The sequence below is a fragment of the Curtobacterium sp. ME26 genome (assembly GCF_903970945.1).
GTDB lineage: Bacteria > Actinomycetota > Actinomycetes > Actinomycetales > Microbacteriaceae > Curtobacterium > Curtobacterium citri.
This window is the reverse complement of sequence record NZ_CAJCKG010000023.1, coordinates 16786-40744: the sequence shown is the minus strand read 5'-3', so window position 1 is coordinate 40744 and position 23959 is coordinate 16786. Positions and strand designations below refer to the sequence as shown.

Annotated in this window: 28 protein-coding genes and 1 tRNA gene; 21 read left to right on the top strand and 8 right to left on the bottom strand. The window is 73.4% G+C overall.

Annotated elements, in window-relative coordinates:
* The first annotated feature begins 20 nt into the window (after positions 1-20).
* The 5 genes from H7A69_RS10665 to H7A69_RS10645 are packed head-to-tail and all read left to right on the top strand — an operon-like array spanning position 21 to position 4251.
* Positions 21-434 (top strand): molybdopterin-binding protein, encoded by a 414-nt coding sequence (locus H7A69_RS10665; RefSeq protein ID WP_182046995.1) that lies wholly within the window; start codon positions 21-23, stop codon positions 432-434.
* Positions 431-1507, top strand: coding sequence for a ThiF family adenylyltransferase (locus H7A69_RS10660; protein WP_182046994.1), 1077 nt, complete (start codon positions 431-433; stop codon positions 1505-1507). The genes H7A69_RS10665 and H7A69_RS10660 overlap by 4 nt, the downstream gene beginning before the upstream one ends.
* 25 nt (positions 1508-1532) lie before the next feature.
* Positions 1533-2372 carry a molybdate ABC transporter substrate-binding protein gene (modA, locus tag H7A69_RS10655; protein ID WP_182046993.1) on the top strand — a complete coding sequence of 280 codons (840 nt, stop codon included), beginning with the start codon at positions 1533-1535 and terminating at the stop codon, positions 2370-2372.
* Positions 2373-2374: 2 nt separating this feature from the next.
* Positions 2375-3223 carry an ABC transporter permease gene (locus H7A69_RS10650; RefSeq protein ID WP_182046992.1) on the top strand — a complete coding sequence of 283 codons (849 nt, stop codon included), beginning with the start codon at positions 2375-2377 and terminating at the stop codon, positions 3221-3223.
* Positions 3220-4251, top strand: coding sequence for an ABC transporter ATP-binding protein (locus H7A69_RS10645; RefSeq protein ID WP_182046991.1), 1032 nt, complete (start codon positions 3220-3222; stop codon positions 4249-4251). Before H7A69_RS10650 ends, H7A69_RS10645 begins: the two co-directional genes overlap by 4 nt.
* Here the strand turns inward: H7A69_RS10645 and H7A69_RS10640 are convergent.
* The 3 genes from H7A69_RS10640 to H7A69_RS10630 are packed head-to-tail and all read right to left on the bottom strand — an operon-like array spanning position 4248 to position 7037.
* Positions 4248-4478, bottom strand: a complete 231-nt coding sequence (locus tag H7A69_RS10640; protein ID WP_220456226.1) for a MoaD/ThiS family protein — start codon at positions 4476-4478, stop codon at positions 4248-4250. The two genes, H7A69_RS10645 and H7A69_RS10640, sit on opposite strands and share 4 nt — an antisense overlap.
* Before the next feature lie 11 nt (positions 4479-4489).
* The gene (gene moaA / locus H7A69_RS10635) at positions 4490-5569 is read right to left on the bottom strand and encodes a GTP 3',8-cyclase MoaA (protein WP_182046989.1); all 1080 of its coding nucleotides are present in this window, start codon (positions 5567-5569) and stop codon (positions 4490-4492) included.
* 10 nt (positions 5570-5579) lie between these two features.
* A complete protein-coding gene (locus tag H7A69_RS10630; RefSeq protein ID WP_182046988.1) occupies positions 5580-7037 on the bottom strand; it encodes a glycosyltransferase family 87 protein in 1458 nt (485 codons plus the stop codon).
* Positions 7038-7058: 21 nt separating this feature from the next.
* Here H7A69_RS10630 and H7A69_RS10625 point away from each other — a divergent pair, with 21 nt between their 5' ends.
* From H7A69_RS10625 to pheA, 4 genes are read left to right on the top strand one after another with little or no spacing between them, the layout of a single operon-like run.
* Complete coding sequence (locus tag H7A69_RS10625; protein ID WP_259346177.1) at positions 7059-8519, top strand: molybdopterin-dependent oxidoreductase; 1461 nt, start codon at positions 7059-7061, stop codon at positions 8517-8519.
* Positions 8516-8971: a hypothetical protein gene (locus H7A69_RS10620; RefSeq protein ID WP_182046987.1), complete on the top strand. Its 456-nt coding sequence runs from the start codon at positions 8516-8518 to the stop codon at positions 8969-8971. The genes H7A69_RS10625 and H7A69_RS10620 overlap by 4 nt, the downstream gene beginning before the upstream one ends.
* A gap of 9 nt (positions 8972-8980) precedes the next feature.
* On the top strand, positions 8981-10078 hold the full coding sequence (locus H7A69_RS17635; protein ID WP_310648885.1) for a bifunctional helix-turn-helix transcriptional regulator/GNAT family N-acetyltransferase: 1098 nt from the start codon (positions 8981-8983) through the stop codon (positions 10076-10078).
* 9 nt (positions 10079-10087) lie between these two features.
* Positions 10088-11044 (top strand): prephenate dehydratase, encoded by a 957-nt coding sequence (pheA, locus tag H7A69_RS10610; RefSeq protein WP_069713436.1) that lies wholly within the window; start codon positions 10088-10090, stop codon positions 11042-11044.
* 112 nt (positions 11045-11156) lie between these two features.
* Here pheA and H7A69_RS10605 read toward each other — a convergent pair whose 3' ends face one another.
* Together H7A69_RS10605 and H7A69_RS10600 are read right to left on the bottom strand one after the other, a co-directional pair.
* On the bottom strand, positions 11157-12239 hold the full coding sequence (locus H7A69_RS10605) for a diacylglycerol/lipid kinase family protein (protein WP_182046986.1): 1083 nt from the start codon (positions 12237-12239) through the stop codon (positions 11157-11159).
* A 41-nt stretch (positions 12240-12280) separates the two neighbouring features.
* Positions 12281-12646 carry a VOC family protein gene (locus H7A69_RS10600; protein ID WP_182046985.1) on the bottom strand — a complete coding sequence of 122 codons (366 nt, stop codon included), beginning with the start codon at positions 12644-12646 and terminating at the stop codon, positions 12281-12283.
* Positions 12647-12707: 61 nt separating this feature from the next.
* Between H7A69_RS10600 and H7A69_RS10595 the strand changes: the two genes are divergently transcribed.
* The 5 genes from H7A69_RS10595 (at position 12708) to H7A69_RS10575 (ending at position 16144) form a co-directional block, all read left to right on the top strand.
* Positions 12708-13169, top strand: coding sequence for a MarR family winged helix-turn-helix transcriptional regulator (locus H7A69_RS10595; RefSeq protein WP_182046984.1), 462 nt, complete (start codon positions 12708-12710; stop codon positions 13167-13169).
* Positions 13170-13243: 74 nt separating this feature from the next.
* A complete protein-coding gene (gene serS / locus H7A69_RS10590) occupies positions 13244-14512 on the top strand; it encodes a serine--tRNA ligase (protein ID WP_182046983.1) in 1269 nt (422 codons plus the stop codon).
* Positions 14509-15462 (top strand): HAD family hydrolase, encoded by a 954-nt coding sequence (locus H7A69_RS10585; RefSeq protein WP_182046982.1) that lies wholly within the window; start codon positions 14509-14511, stop codon positions 15460-15462. The genes serS and H7A69_RS10585 overlap by 4 nt, the downstream gene beginning before the upstream one ends.
* Before the next feature lie 62 nt (positions 15463-15524).
* Positions 15525-15609, top strand: a tRNA-Ser gene (locus tag H7A69_RS10580).
* Positions 15610-15613: 4 nt separating this feature from the next.
* Positions 15614-16144 (top strand): GNAT family N-acetyltransferase, encoded by a 531-nt coding sequence (locus H7A69_RS10575; protein ID WP_182046981.1) that lies wholly within the window; start codon positions 15614-15616, stop codon positions 16142-16144.
* A 211-nt stretch (positions 16145-16355) separates the two neighbouring features.
* Here H7A69_RS10575 and H7A69_RS10570 read toward each other — a convergent pair whose 3' ends face one another.
* Positions 16356-17183 (bottom strand): helix-turn-helix transcriptional regulator, encoded by an 828-nt coding sequence (locus tag H7A69_RS10570; protein ID WP_182046980.1) that lies wholly within the window; start codon positions 17181-17183, stop codon positions 16356-16358.
* Positions 17184-17294: 111 nt separating this feature from the next.
* On the opposite strand from H7A69_RS10570, the gene hxlB reads away from it, so the two are divergent.
* Entirely contained in the window at positions 17295-17867 is a 573-nt protein-coding gene (gene hxlB / locus H7A69_RS10565) for a 6-phospho-3-hexuloisomerase (protein ID WP_182046979.1), read from the top strand.
* 23 nt (positions 17868-17890) lie between these two features.
* On the top strand, positions 17891-18529 hold the full coding sequence (gene hxlA / locus H7A69_RS10560) for a 3-hexulose-6-phosphate synthase (protein ID WP_182046978.1): 639 nt from the start codon (positions 17891-17893) through the stop codon (positions 18527-18529).
* A 69-nt stretch (positions 18530-18598) separates the two neighbouring features.
* Here hxlA and H7A69_RS10555 read toward each other — a convergent pair whose 3' ends face one another.
* Positions 18599-19993, bottom strand: a complete 1395-nt coding sequence (locus H7A69_RS10555) for a PepSY-associated TM helix domain-containing protein (protein WP_182046977.1) — start codon at positions 19991-19993, stop codon at positions 18599-18601.
* Positions 19994-20173: 180 nt separating this feature from the next.
* Here H7A69_RS10555 and H7A69_RS10550 point away from each other — a divergent pair, with 180 nt between their 5' ends.
* Together H7A69_RS10550 and H7A69_RS10545 are read left to right on the top strand one after the other, a co-directional pair.
* On the top strand, positions 20174-20644 hold the full coding sequence (locus H7A69_RS10550; protein WP_069713612.1) for a BLUF domain-containing protein: 471 nt from the start codon (positions 20174-20176) through the stop codon (positions 20642-20644).
* Positions 20645-20714: 70 nt separating this feature from the next.
* Positions 20715-21326, top strand: a complete 612-nt coding sequence (locus H7A69_RS10545) for a TetR family transcriptional regulator (RefSeq protein ID WP_182046976.1) — start codon at positions 20715-20717, stop codon at positions 21324-21326.
* 60 nt (positions 21327-21386) lie between these two features.
* On the opposite strand, the gene H7A69_RS10540 is transcribed toward H7A69_RS10545, so the two are convergent.
* A complete protein-coding gene (locus tag H7A69_RS10540; RefSeq protein WP_182046975.1) occupies positions 21387-21815 on the bottom strand; it encodes a BLUF domain-containing protein in 429 nt (142 codons plus the stop codon).
* A 92-nt stretch (positions 21816-21907) separates the two neighbouring features.
* Here H7A69_RS10540 and H7A69_RS10535 point away from each other — a divergent pair, with 92 nt between their 5' ends.
* From H7A69_RS10535 to H7A69_RS10525, 3 genes are read left to right on the top strand one after another with little or no spacing between them, the layout of a single operon-like run.
* A complete protein-coding gene (locus tag H7A69_RS10535; RefSeq protein ID WP_182046974.1) occupies positions 21908-22618 on the top strand; it encodes an MSMEG_4193 family putative phosphomutase in 711 nt (236 codons plus the stop codon).
* A gap of 33 nt (positions 22619-22651) precedes the next feature.
* A complete protein-coding gene (locus tag H7A69_RS10530) occupies positions 22652-23179 on the top strand; it encodes a DUF3090 domain-containing protein (protein ID WP_069713617.1) in 528 nt (175 codons plus the stop codon).
* Complete coding sequence (locus tag H7A69_RS10525; RefSeq protein WP_182046973.1) at positions 23176-23934, top strand: SCO1664 family protein; 759 nt, start codon at positions 23176-23178, stop codon at positions 23932-23934. Before H7A69_RS10530 ends, H7A69_RS10525 begins: the two co-directional genes overlap by 4 nt.
* Positions 23935-23959: the final 25 nt, after the last annotated feature.

Genomic DNA, 23959 nt, shown 5'->3' with positions numbered 1-23959 from the left:
GCCGTAGGGTCACGGACACCATGACGACACTCCGCATCCGCGACGCCGCTCGGTACCTCGGCGTCAGCGACGACACCGTCCGGCGACTGGTGGAGGCCGGCACCCTGCCTCGCGCCGAGGACCCCGCCGGCCGGACCGTGGTCGAGGGACGGGACCTGGCAGCGTACGTCCGCGGGCGCGACAGCGGGCTCGACGACCCCTCCGGCGTCCGCAGCTCGGCGCGGAACCGCTTCGTCGGCATCGTCACCGACCTGGTCGTCGAGGGGGTCGTCGCCCAGGTCGAGCTGCAGGCCGGTCCGAACCGGGTGGTGTCGCTCATGACGGCCGAGGCGGTCCGGGACCTCGGGCTCGAGGTCGGCTCGGTCGCGGTGGCGTCGGTCAAGGCCACCATGGTGACGGTCGAGGTCCCCGATTCGCCCGAGCGCGCGAAGTGACCGCCGACGCTCCCGACCAGGCGTCGCTCGACGCCCGTCGCCGCACGACCTCCCGCACGGCCGCGCTCGACGGTGCCGGGCAGCGCGCCCTCGACGCCCTCGCCGCGGCACGGGTGCTCGTCGTCGGCGCCGGCGGACTCGGGGCGCCCGTGCTGACCTACCTGGCCGGCGCGGGACTCGGTCGCGTCACGATCGTCGACCACGACGTCGTCGACACCTCCAACCTCGCGCGGCAGACCCTCTTCTCGGCCGCCGACGTCGGTCGGCAGAAGGCCGTCTGCGCCGCCGAGCGGGTCCGCGGCGTCGACCCGGTCGTCGAGGTCGTCGCGCTGGCCGAACGCTTCCGGCCCGAGCACGTCGCCGGGCACGACGTCGTGGTCGACGCGGCGGACAGCGTCGAGGTCACCCGCGCCGTGTCGGACGCCTGCGCCGCCGCGGGGGTGCCGTTCGTGTGGGGGACGGCGCTCGGCTACGACGGGCAGGTCTCGGTCTTCCACGACGTGGCCGCGGAGCCGGTGGACTTCCACGACCTGCACCCCGAGGCGCTGCCCGACGAGGGCTCCTGCGCCGCGGACGGTGTGCTGCCCGCGCTCTGCGGGGCGGTCGGATCGGTGATGGCGGCCCAGGTGACCGCGCTCGTCGCCGGCCTGGGCGAGCCGCTGCTCGGCCGGGTGCTCACGGTGGACGCGCGCCGGTGGCGGTGGACCGAGAGTCCGCTGCGGCGCGGACCGGGATCGGTGCGTCCCGCGCTGCCGACCCTCGCCGAACCGCCCCGGATCGCCCCGGCGGAGCTCGCGCGGCGGATGCGGGAGGACGGCGACCGCGTGGTCCTCGTCGACGTCCGCACCGACGAGGAACGCGCAACCGGTGTCGTGCCGGGGTCCCGCACCCCGGACGCGCTCGACGCGGGGGACGGCAGCGCCGAGCTCGTCGTCGTCTGCGCGTCGGGTGTCCGCGCCACCGCATGGGCCCGGACCGCCGCTGCCGCACGCCCGAGCGGGGCCGCCCCGGTCGTCGTGCTCGACGGGGGGATCAGCGCCTGGCGGCGTGAGGGGCTCCCGACGGAGCAGTGACCGCAGGTGCGGCTACGATGAGCACGTGAAGCCGCTGCTGCGTTCCGCAACCCTCGCCCTCGTCGTGACCGTGGGTCTGACGCTCGCCGCCTGCTCGGCCGGATCGCCCTCCGGAGGAACGGCCGCGACCGGCAACGGTTCGCCGAGCAGCAGCGCGTCGCCGAACAGCAGCGCGTCCGGTGCCGCGCCGACCGGCACGATCACCGTGTTCGCGGCGGCGTCGCTCCAGCGCACCTTCACGGAGCTCGGGAAGCAGTACGAGCAGGACCACGCGGGCACGACGGTCCGGTTCTCGTTCGCGGGCTCGAGCGACCTCGTCTCCCAGATCACGAACGGCGCACCCGCCGACGTGTTCGCGTCCGCGGACGAGGCGAACATGGCGAAGCTCTCGACGACGGACCTCGCCAGCGGGTGGCCGCGGGACTTCGCCACGAACACGCTCGAGATCGCGGTCGCACCGGGCAACCCGGAACACATCCGCGGGCTGCGGGACCTGACCGCGAGCGGCGTGCAGGTCGTGACGTGCGCGGCCCCCGTGCCGTGCGGTGCGGCCACGGCGGAGGTCGAGCAGGCCGCCGGTGTCGAACTCCGCCCGGTGAGCGAGGAGCAGTCCGTGACCGACGTGCTCGGCAAGGTCGAGTCGGGCGAGGCGGACGCCGGCCTGGTGTACGTCACCGACGTCGAGGGGGCCGGCGGCGGGGTCGACGGCGTCCCATTCGCCGAGTCCGCGAAGGCCGTGAACACGTACCCGATCGGCGTCCTGAAGGAGTCGACGAACCCGGAGCTCGCGGCGTCCTTCGCCGCCTACGTCCGCTCCGACGCCGGACGGAAGGTCCTCGCCGACGCGGGGTTCGGCGCCCCCTGACGATGCCCGCCCCGCTCACGCCACGGCGCACCCCGACCCGGGGCACCTCGACCCGGCGCACCCCGACCCCGCGCACCCCGGTGCCGTGGTGGCTGCCCGTGCCGGCCGTGGTCGGCGGCCTGTTCGTCGTCGTGCCCGTGCTCGCCATGGTCGGCCGCGTCGACTGGTCGTCCTTCGTCGCGCTCGTGACCGCGCCCGCCTCGACCACCGCGCTCGGGCTGAGCCTCGGCACCGCCGCCGCCGCGACGGGGGTGTCGTTCGTCCTCGGCTACCCGCTCGCCGTGCTCTTCGCCCGGTCGACCTCCCGCTGGGTGGGCGTGCTCCGTGCCCTCGTCCTGCTGCCGCTCGTGCTCCCGCCGGTCGTCGGGGGACTCGCGCTCCTGGCGGCCTTCGGACGGCTCGGCGTGCTCGGGGCGTTCCTCGACGAGCACGGCCTGCGCATCGCGTTCACGACCACGGCGGTCGTGATGGCGCAGGTGTTCGTCTCGATGCCCTTCCTGGTGTCGTCGATCGAGGGGTCGCTCCGCACCGGCGGGGGACGTGCCGAACGGGTCGCCGCGACGCTCGGCGCCGGTCCGACGCGGACCTTCCTCACCGTGACGACACCGCGCGTGCTCCCCGGGATCACGTCGGGCCTGGTGCTCTGCGGCGCACGGGCACTCGGCGAGTTCGGTGCCACGCTCACCTTCGCCGGCAGCCTGGAGGGCGTCACGCGCACGCTCCCGCTCGAGGTGTACCTGCAGCGCGAGGTCGACCCGGACACGGCGGTCGCGCTCGCCCTCGTGCTGGTCGTGGTCGCCCTGGTCGTCATCGGCACGACCACGCTGCGGAACCGGCCGGTGATCGCGTGAGCGAGGGCACGGGCCTCGTCGCCCACGTCGTCGTGCCGTCGCGGGGCGTCGACGTCCGCCTGACGATCGGCCCGGCAGAGTGCGTCGCCCTGGTCGGCCCGAACGGGGCCGGCAAGTCGACGGTGGTGGAGGCCCTCGCGGGGCTCCTCGGCACCCGCGACGGCAGCGTCGTGCTCGCCGGCCGCGACCTCACCACCGTGCCCACGCACCGCCGCCGGGTCGGCCTGGTCGCGCAGCGCCCCGACCTGTTCGCGCACCGGTCGGTCGCCGGCAACGTCGCCTTCGGTCCGCGGGCGACGGGTGCGAGCGGCCGGGAGGCGCGACTCCGGTCCGCCGCGGCCCTCGCCGCCGTCGGCGCGTCCGGTCTGGCCGACCGGTCGCCGGACACGCTGTCCGGCGGTCAGGCCCAGCGCGTCGCCGTCGCCCGGGCGCTCGCCACCGACCCGGCGCTCCTGCTCCTCGACGAACCGACCACGGCGCTCGACGTCGACGCCCGCGCCGAGGTCCGCGACGCTCTCCGCACCGCGCGGTCCGGCCGACCGACGCTCCTGGTCACGCACGACCCCCTCGAGGCCGTCGCGCTCGCCGACCGCATCGTCGTGCTGCAGGACGGCGTCGTCGTCGAGGAGGGCCCCACCGACACCGTCCTCCGACGACCGCGCACGCCGTTCTCGGCGTCCTTCTCGGGTCTGGTGCTCGTCCCGGGGACCGCCACCGCGACCGGGATCGCGCCCGACGGCGGGGGCGAGCTGCCGTCCGCGGCGCACACCGTGCCTCCCGGCCGGGCAGCCGTCGCCGCACTCCACCCGACGGCCGCCGTGATCAGCCGTGACGGTGCCGGGCTGGCGCGCGTCGTGACCGCGGTCGAGCCGCGGGACGGCCTCGTCCGGGTGCGCGCCGGCGACCTCGTGGTGGACGTGACCGTCGCGACCGCTGCCGGCGTGGGACTCGCGCCCGGCCTGCCGGTGCGCATCGCGGTCGACGCGGACGAGGTCAGCGTCTACGAGCCCGCCGGTGCGACGACCTAGCCCCCGGCGAAGGGCGGCATGACGTCGACGGTCGCGACGCCCGCCAGCGGCGTCGAGCGGTCACGGGTGGTCACGCCGTCCACCAGGTAGGAGCACCGCTCCTGCAGGGCCGTCCACCGGTCGGTGTCCGTGGCCGCCACGCGCCGCAGGGCGTCGTCGAGGGTCGCCGCGTCGACCGTGACCTCGTCCTGTCCGACGGCCGCACGGGCCGCCGCGAAGAACCGCATCGTCGTCACCGTCATCCTCCGATCGCGCTCATGCCGCGGGCGGGGTGCACGATGCCGTCCGCGTCGTCGCCGTGGTCGCGGGGCTTCGCCCACATCGCCCGCCGCCAGGTCTCGAGCAGGACGTCGTCGTCCGCGCCGGCGCGCAGGGGTCCGAGCAGGTCGACCTCGTCGTCCGAGAACAGGCAGGAGCGCACGTGCCCCTCCGCCGTCAGGCGCGTGCGGGTGCAGTCGGCGCAGAACGACTCGGTGATGCTCGCGATGATGCCGACGGTGCCGAGCAGCGTGCCGTCGAGGGTGCTGACGCGGTAGCGCTCGGCCGGGGCGCCGTCCCGCGGTGCCTCGTCCGGCTCGAGCCGGAAGCGCTCGCCGAGCACGGCGCGCGTCTCCTCGGCCGTGACCATGGTGGCGCCGTCCCAGGCGTGGCCGGGGTCGAGCGGCATCTGCTCGATGAAGCGGAGCTCGTGGCCGCGCTCGAGGCACCAGGCGAGCAGGTCGACCGCCAGGTGGTCGTTGATCCCGCGGAGCAGGACGGCGTTCACCTTCACCCCGAGGCCCGCGTCCGCCGCCGCGGCGATGCCCTCGAGCACGCGGTCGAGGAACGGGCGCCGGGTGACCTCGGCGAAGACGTCCGGGTCGACGGTGTCGAGCGAGACGTTCACGCGGCGGAGACCGGCGTCCGCCAGGGCCTGCGCCCGGTTCGCCAGGCCGATCGCGTTCGTGGTGATCGACAGCTCGACGTCGTGCGCGGAGCAGCGGCGGACGATGTCGACCAGGTCGGCGCGCAGGAGGGGCTCGCCGCCGGTGAAGCGGACCTTCCGGACGCCGAGCGTGTCCGCGGCGAGGCCGACCAGCCGCTCGATCTCGGCCGCGGTCATGAGCGCGTCCGAGGGGATCACCGGGAGGCCCTCGGCCGGCATGCAGTAGGTGCAGCGGAGGTTGCAGCGCTCGGTGAGCGACACCCGCAGGTCGACGGCGCGACGGGCGAACCGGTCGACCAGCCCGGGGTCGTCCCCGGGTCGGGGAGGCAGGGCCGGCGACTCGCTGCGCACCCGGCGCAGCAGGCCGGTCGAGGGCAGGATCCGCGCCGTCATCCCGGTGATGCTACCCCGCGTCGACGCGGTCGCGGCTGCGGGGGTCCGCGGACCGCCACCCGCGGGGGTCGAGTCGCCGTCCCCACCGGAGCCAGTCGTCACGGCGGGTGCGGACGAGCGTGACCACGAGGATGACGAGCACCGCGGCCAGGAGCCACCAGCGGAAGGCGGGCGCCGACGGCCACACCCCGCGCAGGGCGATCGCGAGGTTCAGGGCCATCCACTCCCAGCGGCCCGAGAGCACGACGAACGGGATGAGGAGCAGCGCGTACCAGGGGTAGCGCGGGGTGACGGCGAGGAACGTCACGCCGATCATCAACACCTCGGCGGACCAGGGACGGGCCGGGTCGGCCAGGCGCCAGGACACCACGGCGGCGAGGAGCACGATCAGCCCGACGACGACGGTCGCCGCGTCGCCCGGGACGACGGACGACACGAGGGCGAACCGGGAGCCGTCCTCGTAGCCCTCCTCGGACAGGTACCCGGGCAGGTACCCGAGCACCTTCGGGCCGGTGGTGATCACGTAGGGGACGTAGAGCAGGGCGAAGACACCGATGCCGACCGGGACCGCCCACCAGTGCCTCCACCGGTTCAGGAGCGGCGGGTACACGATCGCGGGGATGAGCTTCGTCGCGGTCGCCGCACCGAGGGCGATCCCGCCCCACGCCGGCCGGCCGAAGGCGACGAGCACGACACCCGCGGTGGCGAGTGCGGCACCGACGACGTCGACGTGCGAGTTCGTGACCGCCTCGGAGGCGACCAGGGGAGACCACGCCCAGAGCGCGGCCCACCAGGTGGGACGGCCGATGCGGCGGAGCACCATCACCAGGCCGACGGTGACGCCGAGCGACACGAGGAGCCCGGCGACCTGGAACGGCATGTACTGGGCGGTCGCGGGCACGAACGCCCGCACCCCGGCGAACCACAGCTGCGCCATCGGCGGGTAGATGGTGACGACGTCGGGCCGGTTGATCGCCACGCAGTGCCCGTCGGCGCCGTCGCCGAGGCCGCGCATCCGCGGTTCGAGGGGCTTGCACGTGCCGTCGATCTTGTCCGGGAAGAGCCAGTCCGGGCGCAGGTCGGCGAGCGCGTTCGACTGCGGTGTGTATGCGTACGGTGATGTACCGGCGTGCTGTACGATCCCGTCCCAGGCGTACCGGGCAGAGTCGGTGCTGGTGTTCGGCGGACCGACGAGCGCCGCGATCCCGACCACGACCGCACCGCCCAGGACGATCCGGGTCGTCCACCCACGGGGCACGAAGCGCAGCGCGACGACCGCCCCGGCGAAGACCGCCCAAGCGATCAGCGTCCAGGCAACGAATGGTGCACGATGACCGGCACGGAGGAACCCCAGATGCGTGATGCCGAAGGCGATGACGCCCGCCAGCGCCACCACGCCGACGACGGACAGGACGGTCGACACGACCGCGGTCGTCGGGACGGAGGCGGCGCGCGGTCGTCTGCTCATGGTTCCCCGAGGCTACCGATCGTGCGACGGGTCCTGCTGGACGCACGGGCGACCATGGCGTCCCCGAACCGGAACGCCCGGTCGGCCGTCGTCTGGGGTCGGCTGCTCGGCATCGCGTTCGTCGTCTGCTTCGGCACCGGCGTCTACAGCCACCTCCTGCAGGACCCGCTGCCCGGGATGCGCTTCCCGACGCGTCCGGCGCAGCTGTACCAGTTCACACAGGGCCTGCACATCACCGCGGGCATCGCGATCATCCCGCTGCTGCTCGCGAAGCTGAACGTCGTCATGCCCGCGCTGGCGCAGGTCCCGCCCGTGCGCGGGGTGCTCCACCTGCTCGAGCGGCTGTCGATCTCCGTGCTCGTGTCGGCGTCGATCGTGCAGGTCGGCACCGGGCTGCTCAACACGTACCAGTGGTACCCGTTCCCGTTCCCGTTCCGGCAGACCCACAACGCGATGGCCTACGTCATCATCGGGTCGCTCGTCGTGCACATCGCGTCGAAGCTGCCCGTGATCACGCGCTACTGGCGGGCGCGGGACGCCTACGACGCCGAGGGGCGGTTCGTCGCGGACCCGACGGTGGGCAGCGAGCTGCTGCCGGACGGCCGGGAGGCCCGCCCCGCGGTGGGCGAGCGCGCCGCGGCCGCGCAGACGGCCGGCTCGTACCCCCGCGGCCTGACCGGCCGCCTGCTCCGGTGGGTGGACGGCCCGGCTGCGCCGGCTGCGCCGGCGGGCGCTCCCGAGACTCGGGCTGACGGACAGTTTCGCGGTCCCGAGACCGCGAATCCGTCCGCGGAGCCGAGGCTCGCGGACGGTACCAGCGGGGCGGGGGCGGGGCGTGCCTCCCGGCCGGAGCAGGCGGAGCCCGCGACCAGCGGATTGCGCCAGCGGATCGCCCGACGCGGCTTCGTGGCGGCCGTCACCGCCGCGACCGTCGGGGTCGTCGCCCTGACCGCGGGGCAGTCGAACCGGCTGCTCGAACCGCTCAACGTCTTCGGGGCGCGCCAGCGGCACATCGGTCCCCAGACCCTCCCGGTGAACCGGACCGCGCGCGCCGCCGGGGTCCTCGCGACCGCCACGGCCGCCGACTGGACGCTCACGGTCGTCGGGAAGGACGTCACGCGGACGTTCTCCCGCGCCGAGCTCGTCGCCCTCGGGACCGCGACCGCCGACCTGCCGATCTCGTGCGTCGAGGGATGGAGCCAGACGGCCTCGTGGCGGGGCGTCCGGATGCGCGACCTGCTCGCCTCGGTGCAGGCGGAGCCGGAGACACCGGTGCGGATCACGAGCCTCGAGCAGAGCGGTGGCTACCGCGTGACCGAGATGGGCGCGGAGTACGTCGCCGACCCGACGACGCTCCTGGCCCTCGAGGTGAACGGGCAGACGCTCGACCTGGACCACGGGTTCCCCGCCCGGGTGATCGCACCCGGTCGGCCCGGCGTGCTGCAGACCAAGTGGATCGGGAAGATCGAGGTGATCCGATGAGGGCCACGAGGATCGTGCTCGTCGTGCTGGGCGTGCTCGTCATGGCGTTCGGTGCGTACGTGCTCGTCACGACCGTCCGTCCGAACCGCATCGGGGGGCTGGCGACGTGGCTGCTCGCCGCGGTCGTGCTGCACGACGCGGTGCTCTCGCCGTTCGTCGTCGCCGTCGGGCTCCTGCTGCGCCGGACGGGGCGGCGGCTCGGCGTGGGTGTCCTGGTCGTCGTGCAGGCCACCGTGGTGCTCGGGAGCGTGCTCGCGCTCGTCGTCCTGCCCGAGATCGCCGCCAAGCACCACGGGCAGAAGAACCCCACCGTGCTGCCGTTCGACTACACGACGCGACTGCTCGTGGTCGAGGGGGTGCTGCTCGCCGCGGTGGTCGTCGCCCTCGTCATCGGTGTGGTCCGCGCCCGGCGGTCCCCACGACCACTGGTTGCAGCGACAACCAATGGGTAGCATGAGCGCATGACCGACGAGACGCCGTGGCTCACCCGCGACCAGCTGCGGGCGTGGATGAAGCTCGTCGCCGTCATGGAGCTCCTGCCCGCGGCGCTCGACCAGCAGCTGCAGCGCGACGCCGACCTGACGCACTTCGACTACATGGTGGTCGCCATGCTGTCCGAGACGGACGGCCGGACCCTGCGGATGTCGGCGCTCGCCGCCGCCACGAACGCGTCGCTGCCGCGGCTGTCGCACGTGGTGTCGCGCCTCGAGAAGCGCGGGCTCGTCACGCGCTGCCCGTCCGTCGACGACCGCCGCGCAACCGACGTCCGACTGACGGACGCCGGGTACGACGCCATCGTCGCCGCGGCACCGGACCACGTCCGGACCGCACGCCGCTTCGTCATCGACGCGCTCGACGACGGCCAGGTCGGCCAGCTCGACGGCATCACCCGCGCGCTGCTCGAGCGACTCGACCCCGAGGGGCGCTTCGCCGCGCTCACCTACCCGCGGGAGGAGGACGACCCGGCGCTGTGCGAGGCGCGGCTGACGGGTGCGGAGGCCGGGTCCGTCGGTGCCGGGTCGGCGGGCGGCGCCGCGGCGGGCCCGACGGGGGTGCTGTTCCGCGAGGTGACCGCCGACGACACCGCGCTGCTGCGGCACGCGACACTCGCCGCGATGAACTGGCAGGCGCCGACCTTCACCGACGCCGAGCTCGACCGTCCGGACTTCGCCCACTACTTCGCCGACTTCGACCCGTCGCGCGACCACGGCGTCGTCGCGGTGGACGGCGACGGACCGGTCGGGGTCGCCTGGGTGCGCTTCCTGCCCGCCGACGACCCGGGCTACGGCTTCGTGTCCGAGGACATCCCGGAGCTGACGCTCGCCGTCGAACCGCGCGGGCGGGGTCGCGGGATCGGCACGGCGCTGCTGACCCGTCTGCTCGCCGCGGGGCGGACGGCGGGGTGGCCCGGCGCGAGCCTCAGCGTCGAGGACGGCAACACCGGCGCGCGCATCCTCTACGAGCGCGTCGGCTTCCGGACCGTCGGGCGGAACGGTGACTCGGACACCATGCTCGTGCGCTTCCGAACCGCACCGGGTGGAGCGCTGGTACACCAGTAGGCTCGGCGCATGACCGACCGTGCCACGCCGTCCGACACGTACTCCTACCTCGGACCCGCCGGCACCTTCACCGAGGCGGCGCTCAAGCTCGTCGAGGCGGCGGCCGGCAAGCCGTGGCGCAGCGTCAACAACGTCGGCGAGGCGCTCGACGACGTCGTGAGCGGCCGCTCGGTCGGTGCGGTGATCGCGATCGAGAACAGCGTCGACGGCGGGGTCAGCGCGACCCAGGACGCCCTCGCCCGGATCCCCGGCGTGCGGATCGTGGGCGAGTACCTCGTGCCGGTCGACTTCGTGCTGGTCGCCCGGCACGGCACCGCGCTCGCCGACGTCCGGACCGTGAACGCCCACCCCGTGGCGTACGCGCAGACGCACCGGTGGCTCGAGCGGAACCTCCGCGGGCACGGGCACATCCCGGCATCGTCGAACGTCGCGGCCGCGACCGCGCTCCTCGACGAGCACCCCGTCGCCGATGCCGCGGTGGCACCGCCGGGCATCACCGACCACCACGACCTGGCGGTGCTCGCGTCGTCGATCGGGGACAACGCCTCGGCCGTGACCCGCTTCGTGCTCGTGTCCCGCACGCTCGCGATCCCGGAGCGCACGGGCGCGGACAAGACGAGCGTCATCGTCGAGCTGCCGAGCGAACACCCGGGCGCCCTGGTCGACATGCTCGAGCAGTTCGCGACCCGGGGCATCAACATGGGACTGCTGTCGTCGCGCCCGATCGGTGACGAGCTCGGTCGCTACCGGTTCGTCATCGACCTCGACGGGCACGTGCGGGACGAGCGGGTGGCCGACGCGCTGCTGGGCCTCCGGCGCTTCAGCCCGCGCGTGACGTTCCTCGGCTCGTACCCTCGGGCCGACGGCTTCCGGCCCGAGGTCTCCGCGCGCTACTCGGACGAGGCGTTCGTCGAGGCGCGCGACTGGCTCCGCGCCATCGTGTCCGGCGAGCCCGACCCGGCCTGACGGTGGCCGGTCGCTGGCCGCAGCTGCCACGGGACGCAAGGAAGGCGGTGCCTCGCAGCGGGATGACGCTGCGAGGAACCGCCTTCGTTGCGTGTAGCGAGGAAGGGACGGCTCAGCTGTGCTCGGCCTCGACCCGGCGCGTCGCCCGCGTCTGGTCGTCGGGACCGGCGACGCGCACGGTCAGACCGCCGGCGTCGATCCGCGCCCGGAACGCGACGACCTCGCCCACGGGGTCGCCGTCGATCTCGAACTCGTCCGGCCGCTCCAGGCGTGCGACGAACTCCTGGCCGCGGATGTAGCGCAGCGGGCGTTCCTCGCGGGCGGCGGTGGTGATGCGCTTGCCGACCGCGGTCTGGCCCATCTTCGAGCGGCGGAACGAGCGCAGGATCGCGTTCTCCCAGAGCATGCGAGCGGCGATGCGGACCCAGCCGAAGAAGCCGCGCGGCCGCATCACGACGATGTCGAACACGCCGTCGTCGATCTCGGCGTCGGGCAGCAGGGTCGCACCGGCCTGCAGCATGCCGCAGTTGCCGACGATCAGGGAGTGCGCGCGGACGGACTGGTTGCTCTCACCGTCGAGCTTGTACTTGAACTCGAACGCGTCGGCGTCGCGGAGGGACCGGACCAGCGAGTCGACGTAGGCGAGCCAGCCGACCTTCTTCTTGAGCTCCGGCTTGGTGTTCGCCAGCATGCGGGCGTCGAGCCCGAGGCCGGCCATCACGAGGAAGCCGTGCTGCTCGCGGTCCCCGCCCGCACGCTCGATCTCGAGCTCACCGAAGTCGATCGCCCGGTCCTCGCCGCGGAAGATCGTCCGGACGCTCGCGCCCAGGTCGTCGATCGGCGCGGGGATGTTGCGCGCGAGCAGGTTGCCCGTGCCGCTCGGCAGCAGGGCGAGCTTGGCGCCGGAGCCGTGCACGACCTCGGCGACCGCGCGGACGGTGCCGTCGCCACCGGCCGCGGCGACGACGTCGGCCCCGGCCTCGAGCGCGGCCTCGGCCATCCCGCCGCCCGGGTCCTCCTCCGAGGTCTCGAACCAGAGCGTCTCGGCCCAGCCGGCCTCCTGCTCGTGCTTCGCGACGGTGCTCTTCAGGGTCTCCAGGTGCACCTTGACCGGGTTGTAGACGACGGCGGCCGTCCGTTGCTCGGTCGGGAGGGCGTCCTGGTCCGCGGGCGCGGTCTCCGATGGGGTCGACATGCCGCCGACGTTACCGATGTGCGCCTGCGAAGGGACGCCCCTCAGCGCCGGTCGTGCAGCGTCACCGGGTAACCGTCCGGGTCGGCGAACGTGAACGTGCGGCCGAAGGGCCCGTCGAACGGCTCGGTGACGATCGTGTGGCCGTCCGCCACGAGTGCGTCGTGGACCGCCTGGACGTCGGTCGCGTGGAACCAGAGCGCGACGCCGAGCGCCGGCTGCCCGGCGGTCAGGTCGGTCCCCGGCACGAGGTCGCGGAGCGCGAACGCGATCGGCTCGGTCTGGAAGACGACGGCGTGCGGCGGGCCGGCGAGGGAGCGGACGAGTCCGAGGTACCGCTCGTAGAACGTCTGCGAGGCGTCGAGGTCGCGGACCTGCAGCGAGGTGAAGTCGATCCCGGTGGCGGGCATGGTGTGCTCCTTCGTTCGGTGTCAGATGCCTGACATGAGCAGTATGTGTCAGACTCCTGACATGCGTCAAGAGCGGATCGACCTCGACAGCTCGGTCGGCTACGTCCTGAAGGAGGCAGCGAGCGCCCTGCGGCTCGCGATGGAGGACGCCCTCCGTCCGCTCGGCATGACGATCACGCACTACTCGTGCCTGGAACTCCTCGCGCAGCGTCCCGGTCTGTCCAACTCCGAGCTGGCCCGGGGCACCTTCGTGACCCGGCAGTCGATGAACACGCTCCTGCAGCAGCTCGAACGTGACGGCATCGTCAGCCGTCCGGCCACCCCGACCTCGGGCCGGGTCCTGCCGACGACCCTCACCGACGCCGGCCGACGGCAGCGCGAGCAGGCGAGCGCCGCCGTGCGCGAGGTCGAGCTGCGGATGACCCGGGACCTCGACGAGGCGGGACGCGCAGCGGCCTTCCGTCTGCTCCGCGGGATGGTCGCCGCCCTGCGCGACCAGCCGTCGACGGACGCCACCGACTGACGGACGGGAGGCCCGTGGCGGGACCGCCACGGGCCTCCCGTCCGGTGGTCACACGGTCCCTCTAGGATGATCCGGTGATCGATCTCCAGCTCCTGCGCGACCACCCGGACGTCATCAAGGCCTCGCAGGAGGCGCGCGGCGCCTCCGTGTCCGTCGTCGACGACGCGGTCGCCGCGGACACCGCTCGGCGCGGCGCGATCACCGCGTTCGAGGCCCTCCGTGCAGAGCAGAACGCCTTCGGCAAGACCGTCGCGAAGGCCCCGAAGGACGAGAAGGCCGCCCTCGTGCAGCAGGCGCAGGCCCTCGCCGCGAAGGTGAAGGACGCCCAGGCCGAGGTCACCTCGGCGGAGGAGGCGTTCGACCGTGTCGTCCGCTCGATCCCGAACGTGGTGCTGCCCGACGTGCCGAAGGGCGGCGAGGACGACTTCGTCACGCTCCGCACGGTCGGCACGAAGCCCGAGTTCGACTTCGAGCCGAAGGACCACGCGGACCTCGGCGAGCACCTCGGCATCATCGACATCCCGCGCGGCGTGAAGGTCTCCGGGTCGCGCTTCTACTTCCTGCGGGGTCTCGGCGCGCGGCTCGAGGTCGCGCTCATGAACCTCGGCCTCGACCGTGCGATCGAGCACGGGTTCGAGCCGCTCATCACCCCGACGCTCGTGCGTCCGGAGACGATGGCGGGCACCGGGTTCCTCGGCGAGCACGCGGCCGAGGTCTACCGGCTCGAGGCCGACGACCTGTACCTCACCGGCACGAGCGAGGTCGCCCTCGCCGGGTTCCACGCCGACGAGATCCTGTCGTTCCCGGAGTCGGGCGAGGGCATCCGCTACGCCGGCTGGTCGACCTGCTACCGGCGCGAGGCCGGTTCGGCGGGCAAGGACAACCGCGGCATCCTCCGCGTGCACCAGTTCAACAAGCTCGAGATGTTCGCGTACGTGCTCCCCGAGCAGGCCGAGGCGGAGCACCAGCGCCTCGTCGCGATGCAGGAGTCGATGATGCAGGACCTCGGCCTGCACTACCGCGTGATCGACGTCGCGGGCGGTGACCTCGGCACGAGTGCCGCGCGGAAGTACGACATCGAGGCGTGGGTCCCGACGCAGGGCACCTTCCGCGAGCTCACGTCGACCTCGAACTGCACGACGTTCCAGGCCCGCCGTCTCGACACCCGGTACCGGACGGAGACCGGCAAGACGGCGCCGGTCGCCACCCTGAACGGCACGCTCGCCACCACCCGCTGGATCGTCGCGATCCTCGAGACCCACCAGCAGGCCGACGGGTCGGTGGTGGTGCCGGAGGTGCTCCGTCCGTACCTGGGCGGCGTCGAGGTGATCGAGCCCCGATGAGCGCGCACGAGCGGTTCGTCGACGGGTCGGCGCAGGGCGGGTCGTCGGCGACCGGGACTGCTGCGACCGGGACTGCTGCGACCGGCACTGCTGCGACCGGCACTGCTGCGTCCGGCGCTGCTGCGGCCGACACGGCTGCTGCGCCTACGCGCACCAAGCGCTGGCTCGTCGCGCTCGACGTCGACGGCACGACCATGCGCGAGGACGGCGTCATCACCGACACCGTGATCGCCGCGGTGCAGGAGGCCGAGGCCGCCGGGCACGAGGTCATGCTCTCCACCGGCCGCAGCGAGTCGATGACGATCCCGCTCCTGGAGCGGCTCGGCATCCGCTCGAAGTACGTCGTCTGCGCGAACGGCGCGCTCACGCTGGCCCGCCGCGAGGACGGGTCGTACGAGCGCGTCCACGTCGAGCGCTTCGACCCGAGCGACGTCCTGCAGGTCATCCACGGTGCCCTGGCGAACGCTGCCTTCGGCGTCGAGGACGAGACCGGGCACTTCCTGCTCTCCGGGAACTTCCCCGACGACACCATGACCGTCGCCGGCGAGCACGTGGAGTTCGAGCAGCTGCTCGGCACCGAGGCCACCCGCGTGGTCGTCATCTCGCCCGGCCACGACACCGAGGACTTCCTGCAGGTCGTCGAGCGCATGGGCCTGTCGAAGGTGTCGTACTCGGTCGGTTGGACCTCGTGGCTCGACATCGCTCCCGAGGGCGTGACGAAGGCCACCGCGATGGAGCGCGTCCGCGAGTGGCTCGACATCCCGCGGTCCCGCGTGCTCGCGGCCGGAGACGGGCGCAACGACATCGACATGCTGCGCTGGGCGTCGACCTCCGGCCGCGGTGTCGTGATGGGGCAGGCACCGGACGACGTGGTCGAGGCCGGCAACGAGCTCACCGGCGGGGTCACCGACGACGGCCTGGCGGCCGCCCTCGACGCGCTCCCGCGCTGACGGCCGGGAGGCCCGGTAGACTTCCCGGGACGCGGTCACGTCTCGCCACGTGGTCGCGTCACGGAGGGTTGTCCGAGTGGCCGATGGAGCCTGTCTTGAAAACAGGTGGGCAGCGATGTCTCGTGGGTTCGAATCCCACACCCTCCGCACGATGAGCGCCGGGACCCGCATCCGCCTGGTCGAGCTCGCGGACGCCGCCGAGCTCGCCGTGGTCGTCAGCGCGAGCGCCGACCACCTGCGGCCGTGGGAGCCCACGCGACCGGAGTCCTACTTCACCGAGGCCGGTCAGCGCGCGACGATCGGATCGCTGCTCGCGGCCGCACAGAACGGCGGGAGCGTGCCGTTCGTGATCGTCGGCGACGACGACGAGCTGCTCGGCCGGATCACCCTGAGCGGCGTGACCCGCGGTGCCCTGCAGTCCTGCGCGCTCGGCTACTGGGTGCGTGCGGACCGGGTGCGCCAGGGGCACGCGACGCGGGCGGTCGGTCTCGCCGTGCGGCACGCGTTCCGGGAGCTCGGGCTGCACCGGGTGCAGGCGGAGACCCTGCCGGAGAACGCGGCCTCGCAGCGGGCGCTCGCGCACAACGGGTTCGAGCGGTACGGCTTCGCGCCGCGGTACATCCGCATCGCGGGGGAGTGGCGCGACCACGTCATGTTCCAGGTGCTCGTGCCGGACGCCTGACGCGGGGGCTGGGGCGGCGCTGCCCGCTGCCCGCTGCCCGCTGCACAACGGGGGGCACATCGCGCCGTGCAATGACGTGGTGCGAAGTGCTTCCCGTTGTGCGGGACCGCGTCGAACCGCGATCCCGACGTCGAACCAGGGCGGGGTGCTGGTTCGGTGTCGGATCCGTGGTTCGACGGCGTCCGGCACGCCCGACGCCAGCGGGCAGTGCTCAGGGGCGGGCGCCGAGCGCGGCGAGCTCCGCCCGGGTCCGGGCACCGTGCTTCCGGAGCAGGTTCGCCACGTGGTACTTCACCGTGTTCGGGCTGATCCCCAGCCCCTCGGCGATCTCCCGGTTCCCGACACCGGTCACGACCAGCCGCAGGACGTCGCGCTCCCGCTCGGTGAGCCCGGTGTCCTCGGGCACGTCGACCGCCCCGGGTGCCGGGTCGAGGGGGAGCGAGATGTCGAGCGTCGAGCCCCACCCGGGCGTGGACTCCACGTGCATGGTCCCGTCGAGGGCGACGACCCGCTCGGCGATCGGGCGCACGGCGTCGTCGTGGGTGTCGAGGGTGCCGCCGCCGTCGTCGCGCAGCTGCATGAGCAGGTTCCGTCCGTCGCAGTCCCACTGGATCCGGACGCGTCGGGCATCCCCGTCGTCGACCAGGGCGAGCACGGCGGTCCGGACGATGGCACGGGCGCTGTGGGCGACGTCACCGGGGAGTGCGCGGCCCGTCACCGGAGGCTCCACGAACTGCACGTCGAGGTCGCCGAAGCGGACGAGCGGGCGCAGGTCGGCCCGCAGCCGCGAGAACGCGCCGGCGACCGGTTCGAGCAGGGTGCTCCGCTGGCGGTCGGTGACCGTCCGCAGTTCGACCAGCGCCGCGGACGCGATCTCGACGGCCTCGGCGCGTGCGGCGGCGTCGGACAGGCGGGTCGAGCGGAGCGCGGCGAGGACCGACTCGAGCGTCAGTGCGTGCCGGTCGGCCTGTTCCGCGACGGTCCGGGCGTGCTCGGACGCTGCGATCCGGCTGCCCGGTGCGTGTTCGTCGGTTCCCACGGGGCACGAACCTACCCGTCCCACCCGGACGGACGGTCCCGTCCGATCGGGTGGGGGGACCGCCTGGCCGGGCAGCGGCGCACCCAGGCGAGGGCGAGCACGATCGTCGTCATGGCCAACACCACCGTCGGAGACGCCCTCGACCTGATCGGCGGCGAGCTCCAGGACCTGATCTCGACGGTCCGCGCAGCCGACCAGGCCCCCGCCGAGCGCGCACTCGACCTGCTCGCCGACGCCGACCGGGTGTTCGTCCACGGCGCCGGGCGCTCCGGACTCGCGCTGCGGATGACCGCGATGCGCCTCATGCACCTCGGCCTCGACGTGCACGTCGTCGGCGAGGTCACGACCCCGGCGATCCGGCAGGGCGACCTGCTCCTCGTCGCGAGCGGTTCGGGCACCACCGGCGGCATCGTGCAGGCAGCACGCACCGCGGCCGACGTCGGCGCACGGGTGCTCGCCGTGAGCACGACGGACGAGTCCCCGCTGTCCGAGGTCGCCGACACCACGCTCGTCCTGCCCGCCGCCACGAAGACGGACCGCTCCGGCACCGCCTCGGCGCAGTACGCGGGCGGTCTCTTCGAGCAGGGCGTCGCGCTGCTCGGGGACGCCCTGTTCCACGCCCTCTGGCAGCGCAGTGGGCACTCGGCCGACGACCTGTGGCCCCGCCACGCCAACCTCGAATGACCCACCACCGGAAGGACACCACCATGCAGCTCCAGTTCGCCATGGACACCCTGACCACCGAGGCCGCCCTCGACCTCGCCGGCAAGGCCGCGCCGTACGTCGACGTGATCGAGCTCGGCACCCCGCTCATCAAGAGCGCCGGCCTCTCCGCGATCACCGCGATCAAGGAGGCGCACCCGGACAAGGTCGTCTTCGCCGACCTCAAGACGATGGACGCCGGCGAGCTCGAGGCCGACATCGCCTTCAAGGCCGGCGCCGACCTCGTCACCGTGCTCGGTGTCGCGGGTGACTCGACCATCGCCGGCGCCGTCAAGGCCGCCAAGGCGCACGGCAAGGGCATCGTCGTCGACCTGATCGGCGTGCCGGACAAGGCCGCCCGTGCGAAGGAGGTCGTCGCGCTCGGCGCCGAGTTCGTCGAGATGCACGCCGGTCTCGACGAGCAGGCCGAGGAGGGCTTCACCTTCGAGACGCTCCTCCGCGACGGCGAGGCCTCGGGCGTCCCGTTCTCGGTCGCCGGTGGCATCACCACCGACACCATCGGGTCGGTGAAGGCCTCCGGCGCCCGCATCGCGGTCGCCGGCAGCGCGATCTACAGCGCCGACGACGTGGCCGCCGCCGCGTCCGCGCTCCGCGACGCGATCTCGGAGTCGGCCTCGGCCTGATCTGCGGAACCGACCGACGGACGGGAGGCGCGGTGCCAGCGGGCACCGCGCCTCCCGTCCGTCACGTGGTCACCGTGTCCGGCGGCCGGACGTGGTGACCACGGCGTCCACCAGCAGGAACCCGAGCAGGGTGACGCCCACCACCGGCAGGAGCAGGGCGAGCCCGACGGCGACGACGACCACGGCGGTGGTGCCCCACCACGGCGCGCGCGCCAGCGCACCCGACGCCGGAGCGCGACCCACGCGCGCCCCCGGGGATCGACGCTGCCACCACATGGCGTAGCCGAAGACGACCATCGCCGCGATCCCCAGCGCGGCGAGCAGCAGCACGACCTGGTTCGCCAGGCCGAACAACGCCCCCATGTGCGTGTTGATGCCGAGCTTGGCGGCCTTGGCCATGAGCGGGTAGTCGGCCCACGTGACCTGCGACACCACGGTCATCGTGCCCGGGTCGACGGCGACGGCGTCCATCGCGACGGGCCAGCTCAGCTTGATCTCCTCGACGGTCCACGCCGTGTCGGCCGTCGCCGGCGGGCGGACGCGGACCTCGGCCGCGCGGACGCCGGAGTCACGCGCGACCGCGAGCACCTCGTCGAACTGCTCGGGGGTCGTCGTCGGTGCACCCATCGCCGTCGAGCCGCCACCGTGGTGCCCCGCGTGTTCGCCACCCGAGGTCGACGACGAGCCGTCGAGCGCGGTGTCGACGGTGGGCGCCTGCCAGCTGAGCGACGAGCGGAGCGCGGTCACGGTGTCGCCCGCGAAGTGCGACCAGGTGATGCCCGTCGCCGACAGGAACACCGCGCCGAGGAGCACCCACGCACCGGTGGCCGCGTGCCACGAGAAGGTCCTCCGGTACCCGGTCACCCGGTTGTCCGGCAGGACGAGGTCGCGCTTCCGCCGAGCACGACGGAAGCGGAACGCCCAGAGCGTGATGCCCGCGAGCGAGACGATGCCGAGCCACGACGCCGCCGTCTCGCTGTAGAGCCGGCCGACGTCCCCGAGGAACAGGCTGCGGTGGAACGTGCTGATCCACGTCCGGAACGGCAGCGACCCCGAGGTGCCGTACACCGGTAGGTCGCCGCGGACCTCAGCGTCGCCCGGGTCGACGAAGACCGCACGGGTCTGCGACTCGAGCAGCCCGTCCTCGTGGAACAACACGCGGGTGGTCGCACCCGGCCCGGGAGCGGGACGGACCTCGACGACGGCGTCACCCGGGTGCCGGTCGTCCACCCAGCGCTGCGCCGCCTCGACCTGGTCGGCGAGCGGGCGTGCTGCCGCCGTGGACGGCGCCGTGAGCTCGTGCTGGTACGCGACCCGCTCGATCGACGGTGCCACGGCGTAGACGGCACCGGACAGCGCGGCGACCAGGACGAAGGGCCCGACGAACACCCCGGCGAGGAAGTGCAGGCGGAGGAGGAGCTGGGCGAACCAGCCCCGTGACGGCGGCGGAGCGGTGCTGGGCATCGGGGCGCGGGTCCTGTCGGGGTCGAGCGCGACACCGTGCCGCACGGTCGATCACTCTACAAGACGTAGAGGGCATCGGGGTCCGTCCCTGAGCGGCGCGTCCGTCCACTACCCGCATCCCGGTGCGGTGTGCGGACGATGCCTTTGACCGTGTCGGGGGCAGGACACAGACTGACGCCGATGACCAACCTCACCTCACTCGTGTACATGTCCGTCGCCGTCGACGACCTGACCGACGACCAGCTGGTCGCCATGCTCCGCGAAGCCCGCCTGCGCAACGACGCGCTCGGGGTCTCCGGGCTCCTCCTCGCCAAGGGCGGCCGCTTCATGCAGGTGCTCGAGGGCCCGGCCTGGAGCGTCGAGGACCGCTACGCCGCCATCGAGCGCGACCCGAGGCACCGCGACGTGAAGTCGCTGTCCCGCGAGACGATCGACGCCCGACGCTTCGACGGCTGGTCGATGGCGTTCGGCAACCCCTCCGACGCCGACGTCCGCGACGAGCCCGGGTTCAACACGTTCCTCTCCGAGCGCTCCGGGCTGCCGGCCGAGCTCGCCGGGTCGCCCGCCGACTGGCTGCTCCGCTGGTTCCGCGGTCGCGACCTGCAGGACGTGCCGGAGGAGCAGATGAGCCTGGCGCGGCACGCCGCGTAGACGCCGACACGGTCGGTCGGGAGGGTCGGTGCCGTCGGGTACCGACCCTCCTGTCCGTCACACTGGTCCCGTGGAACGACGCGAGCAGATCCTGGTGGCCGCGGCCGAGGAGTTCGACCGGGTCGGCTACGCCGCCACGGCGGTCGCCGCCGTGGCCCGTCGTGCGGGCGTGGCGCCGGCGAGCCTGCACTTCCACTTCCCGACCAAGCTCGCCCTCGCGCTCGGCGTGATCGACGAGCAGAACGCCCGCACGTTCGCCGTCGTGAGCCACACCGACGCCTCGCCGCTGGCCGCCCTCATCGGTGCGTCGAAGGGCATCGCGGACCTGCTGCGCACCGATCCGATCGTGCGCGCGGGCATCCGGCTCTCCCTGGAGCGCGGCGAGTTCGCCGGCGCCACGTCGTCGTTCTACGAGCAGTGGATCGGCGGGATCGTCGATGTGTTCCGGCTGGCGCTCGGGTCCGGGGAACTCCGCACCGACCTCACGGCGGAGGAGCTCGGCGGGTCGGTCGTGCCGTACTTCACGGGCGTGCAGCTCGTCGCCGAGGTGCGGAGCGGCCGCGTCGACCTCGACCCCGCGGTCGCCGTCATGTGGCGCGTCGTCGTGCACGCGACCGCGGCGCCCGCGCACCGGGAGCGGCTGCTTCGGGTGGTGGCCGAGACCTTCGGCACGGCACACTGAGCCGCGGCGGCCCTTGCGGGTGTCAGCAGTCTGCCGGAACCTCAGCAGTCTGCCGGAACCTCAGCGGTCGAGGAGCTCCCGGTCGCGGAACCACTTGAGCAGCCACGCGGCGCTCGTGCCGTCGAACTCCGGCGCGAAGTCCATCGTGCCGGACAGGAACGGGCTGAAGCCCTCCTCGGTCGCCACGTCGGTGTCGTCGAGCGAGCGGTAGGCCATCGACCAGCCGTCGAACCGGCGACGCTCGATGTCCTCGCGGATCAGGGACTTGACCTCGTTGTGCCGGTCGTCCCGCGCGATGGCGGCGAACCGGTCGTCGACGCTCCAGGCCGGGCCCTCGAGGAGCTGCATGAACCGCCCGCCCTTCGCCACGAGCAGTCCGGAGACGCCGAGTGCCTCGTTGCGCAGGCGTGACTCGCGGAGCAGCTCGGCGAGCGCGGCGTCATCGAAGGGCGCGACGGATCGGCTCATGTAGACGATGGAGACGAGCACCGGACCATCCTGGTGCATCGGTCGGTGGACCCCGACCACTGTCCGATCTGCGCTCTCCGCACGCCGGCGCCGACGCCCGTAGGATCGTCCGCATGGCGACCGTCCTCCTCCTCCGGCACGGGCGCACCACGGCGAACGCGACCGGTGTGCTCGCCGGCCGGACCGCCGGGGTCGCCCTCGACCGCGTCGGCCGCGACCAGGCCGACCGTGCCGCCGACCGCATCGCGCCGATCCCGCTCGCCGCGCTCGTCACGAGCCCCCTCGAGCGGTGCCGGCAGACCGCCCGCGCCGTGCTCGCCCGACAGCAGGGCGACCCCGAGGTCCGCGTCGAGCGAGCCATCACCGAGGCGGACTACGGGCAGTGGCAGGGGCGCAAGCTCGCCGACCTGGCGGAGGAGCCGCTCTGGCGGACCGTGCAGGCCAACCCGAGCGCCGTCGTCTTCCCCGGCGGCGAGTCCATGCAGACCATGCAGTCCCGCGCGGTGGCGGCGATCCGCCGCATCGACGCCGAGGTCGAGGCAGCCCACGGACCGTCGGCGGTCTGGGTGGCGGTGAGCCACGGCGACATCGTGAAGTCCGTCCTCGCCGACGCACTCGGCATGCACCTCGACCTGTTCCAGCGCATCGCCGTCGGCCCGGCCTCGGTGTCCGTGGTGCGCTACGGCGAGCACCGGCCCGAGGTGGTCGCGACGAACACCGACTCCGGCGACCTGTCCTGGCTCGCCGCGGCTCCGGCGCCGTCCGGCGACGCCGCCGTCGGCGGGGGAGCGGGGCACGACGAGCCGGGGACCGCCCGACCCTGAACGGGCGTCGGCGGCCCCTCCTACAATCGGGTCATGCCCACCATCGTGCACGGCTTCGACTGGCCGGAACGTCTCGTCGTCGGGACGGTCGGCCGCCCGGGCGAGCGCGCCTTCTACCTGCAGGCACGTGACGGCCGCCGCGTCACCAGCGTCGCCCTCGAGAAGGAGCAGTCCGCGGTGCTCGCGGACAAGGTCGCCGAGCTCCTCGACGAGGTCGCGACCGTCGACGACAACCGTTTCAGCGTCCCCACCTCGGCACCCACCGAGCTCCGCGACGCCCTGCCCCTCGACCAGCCGGTGGAACCGGAGTTCCGCGCCGGTGCCCTGAGCCTCGGGTTCGACCCGGCCACCGCACAGGTGGTCATCGAGGCGTACCCCATCGAGGAGGAACTCGAGATCGTCACCGAGACCGACGAGGACGGCGACGAGGTCGAGTCCGTCGTCGAGATCCCCGAGCCGGCCGAGGTGTTCCAGGTCAAGATCCCCGTCGGCAGCGCGCGGGCCTTCGTCGAGCGCACGCGTGAGGTCGTCGCCGCCGGTCGTCGCCCCGACGACGCATGAGCGACGGCTCGCTGACGATCCGGGCGCGGATCCGCGAGGCCTCGAACGCCACCTTCCTGGCGGACCTCGACGGCGAGTCCGTCGTCTACAAGCCGGTCGAGGGCGAGCGGCCGCTGTGGGACTTCCCGGACGGCACGCTCGCCGGACGCGAGGTCGCGGCGCACCTGGTCTCCGAGGCGTTCGGGTGGGGCGTGGTCCCGCCGACGTGGCTCGGCGACGGGCCGTTCGGTCCGGGCATGGTCCAGCGCTGGCAGGACGTCGACCCCGACCAGGACGCCGTCGACCTCGTGCCGACGGACGACGCGGACGCCGAGGGCACGCCCTGGCTCCCCGTGCTCGAGGCGATCGACGAGCACGACCGTCCGGTGACGCTCGTGCACGAGGACACGACGGCGCTCCGGCGCATGGCGGTGTTCGACGTCGTGGTGAACAACGCGGACCGCAAGGGCGGGCACGTGCTCGCGATGCCGGACGGGCACCGGTACGGCGTCGACCACGGGCTGACCTTCCACGTCGAGCACAAGCTCCGCACGGTGCTCTGGGGATGGATCGGCGAACCGCTCGACCCGGACGAGCTCGAGGGGCTCGACCGCGTCGCCGAGGCGCTCCGGGGTGACCTCGGCAACGCGCTCGCGGAGCACCTCACCCCGGCGGAGATCGACAACACGCGGGCGCGCTGCGCGGCCCTGCGGGCGGTCGGGATGTTCCCGCCGCCACCGGGGAACGGCCCGGCCGTCCCCTGGCCGCTCTTCTGACCGCAGACGGGAGGCGCGGTGCCGG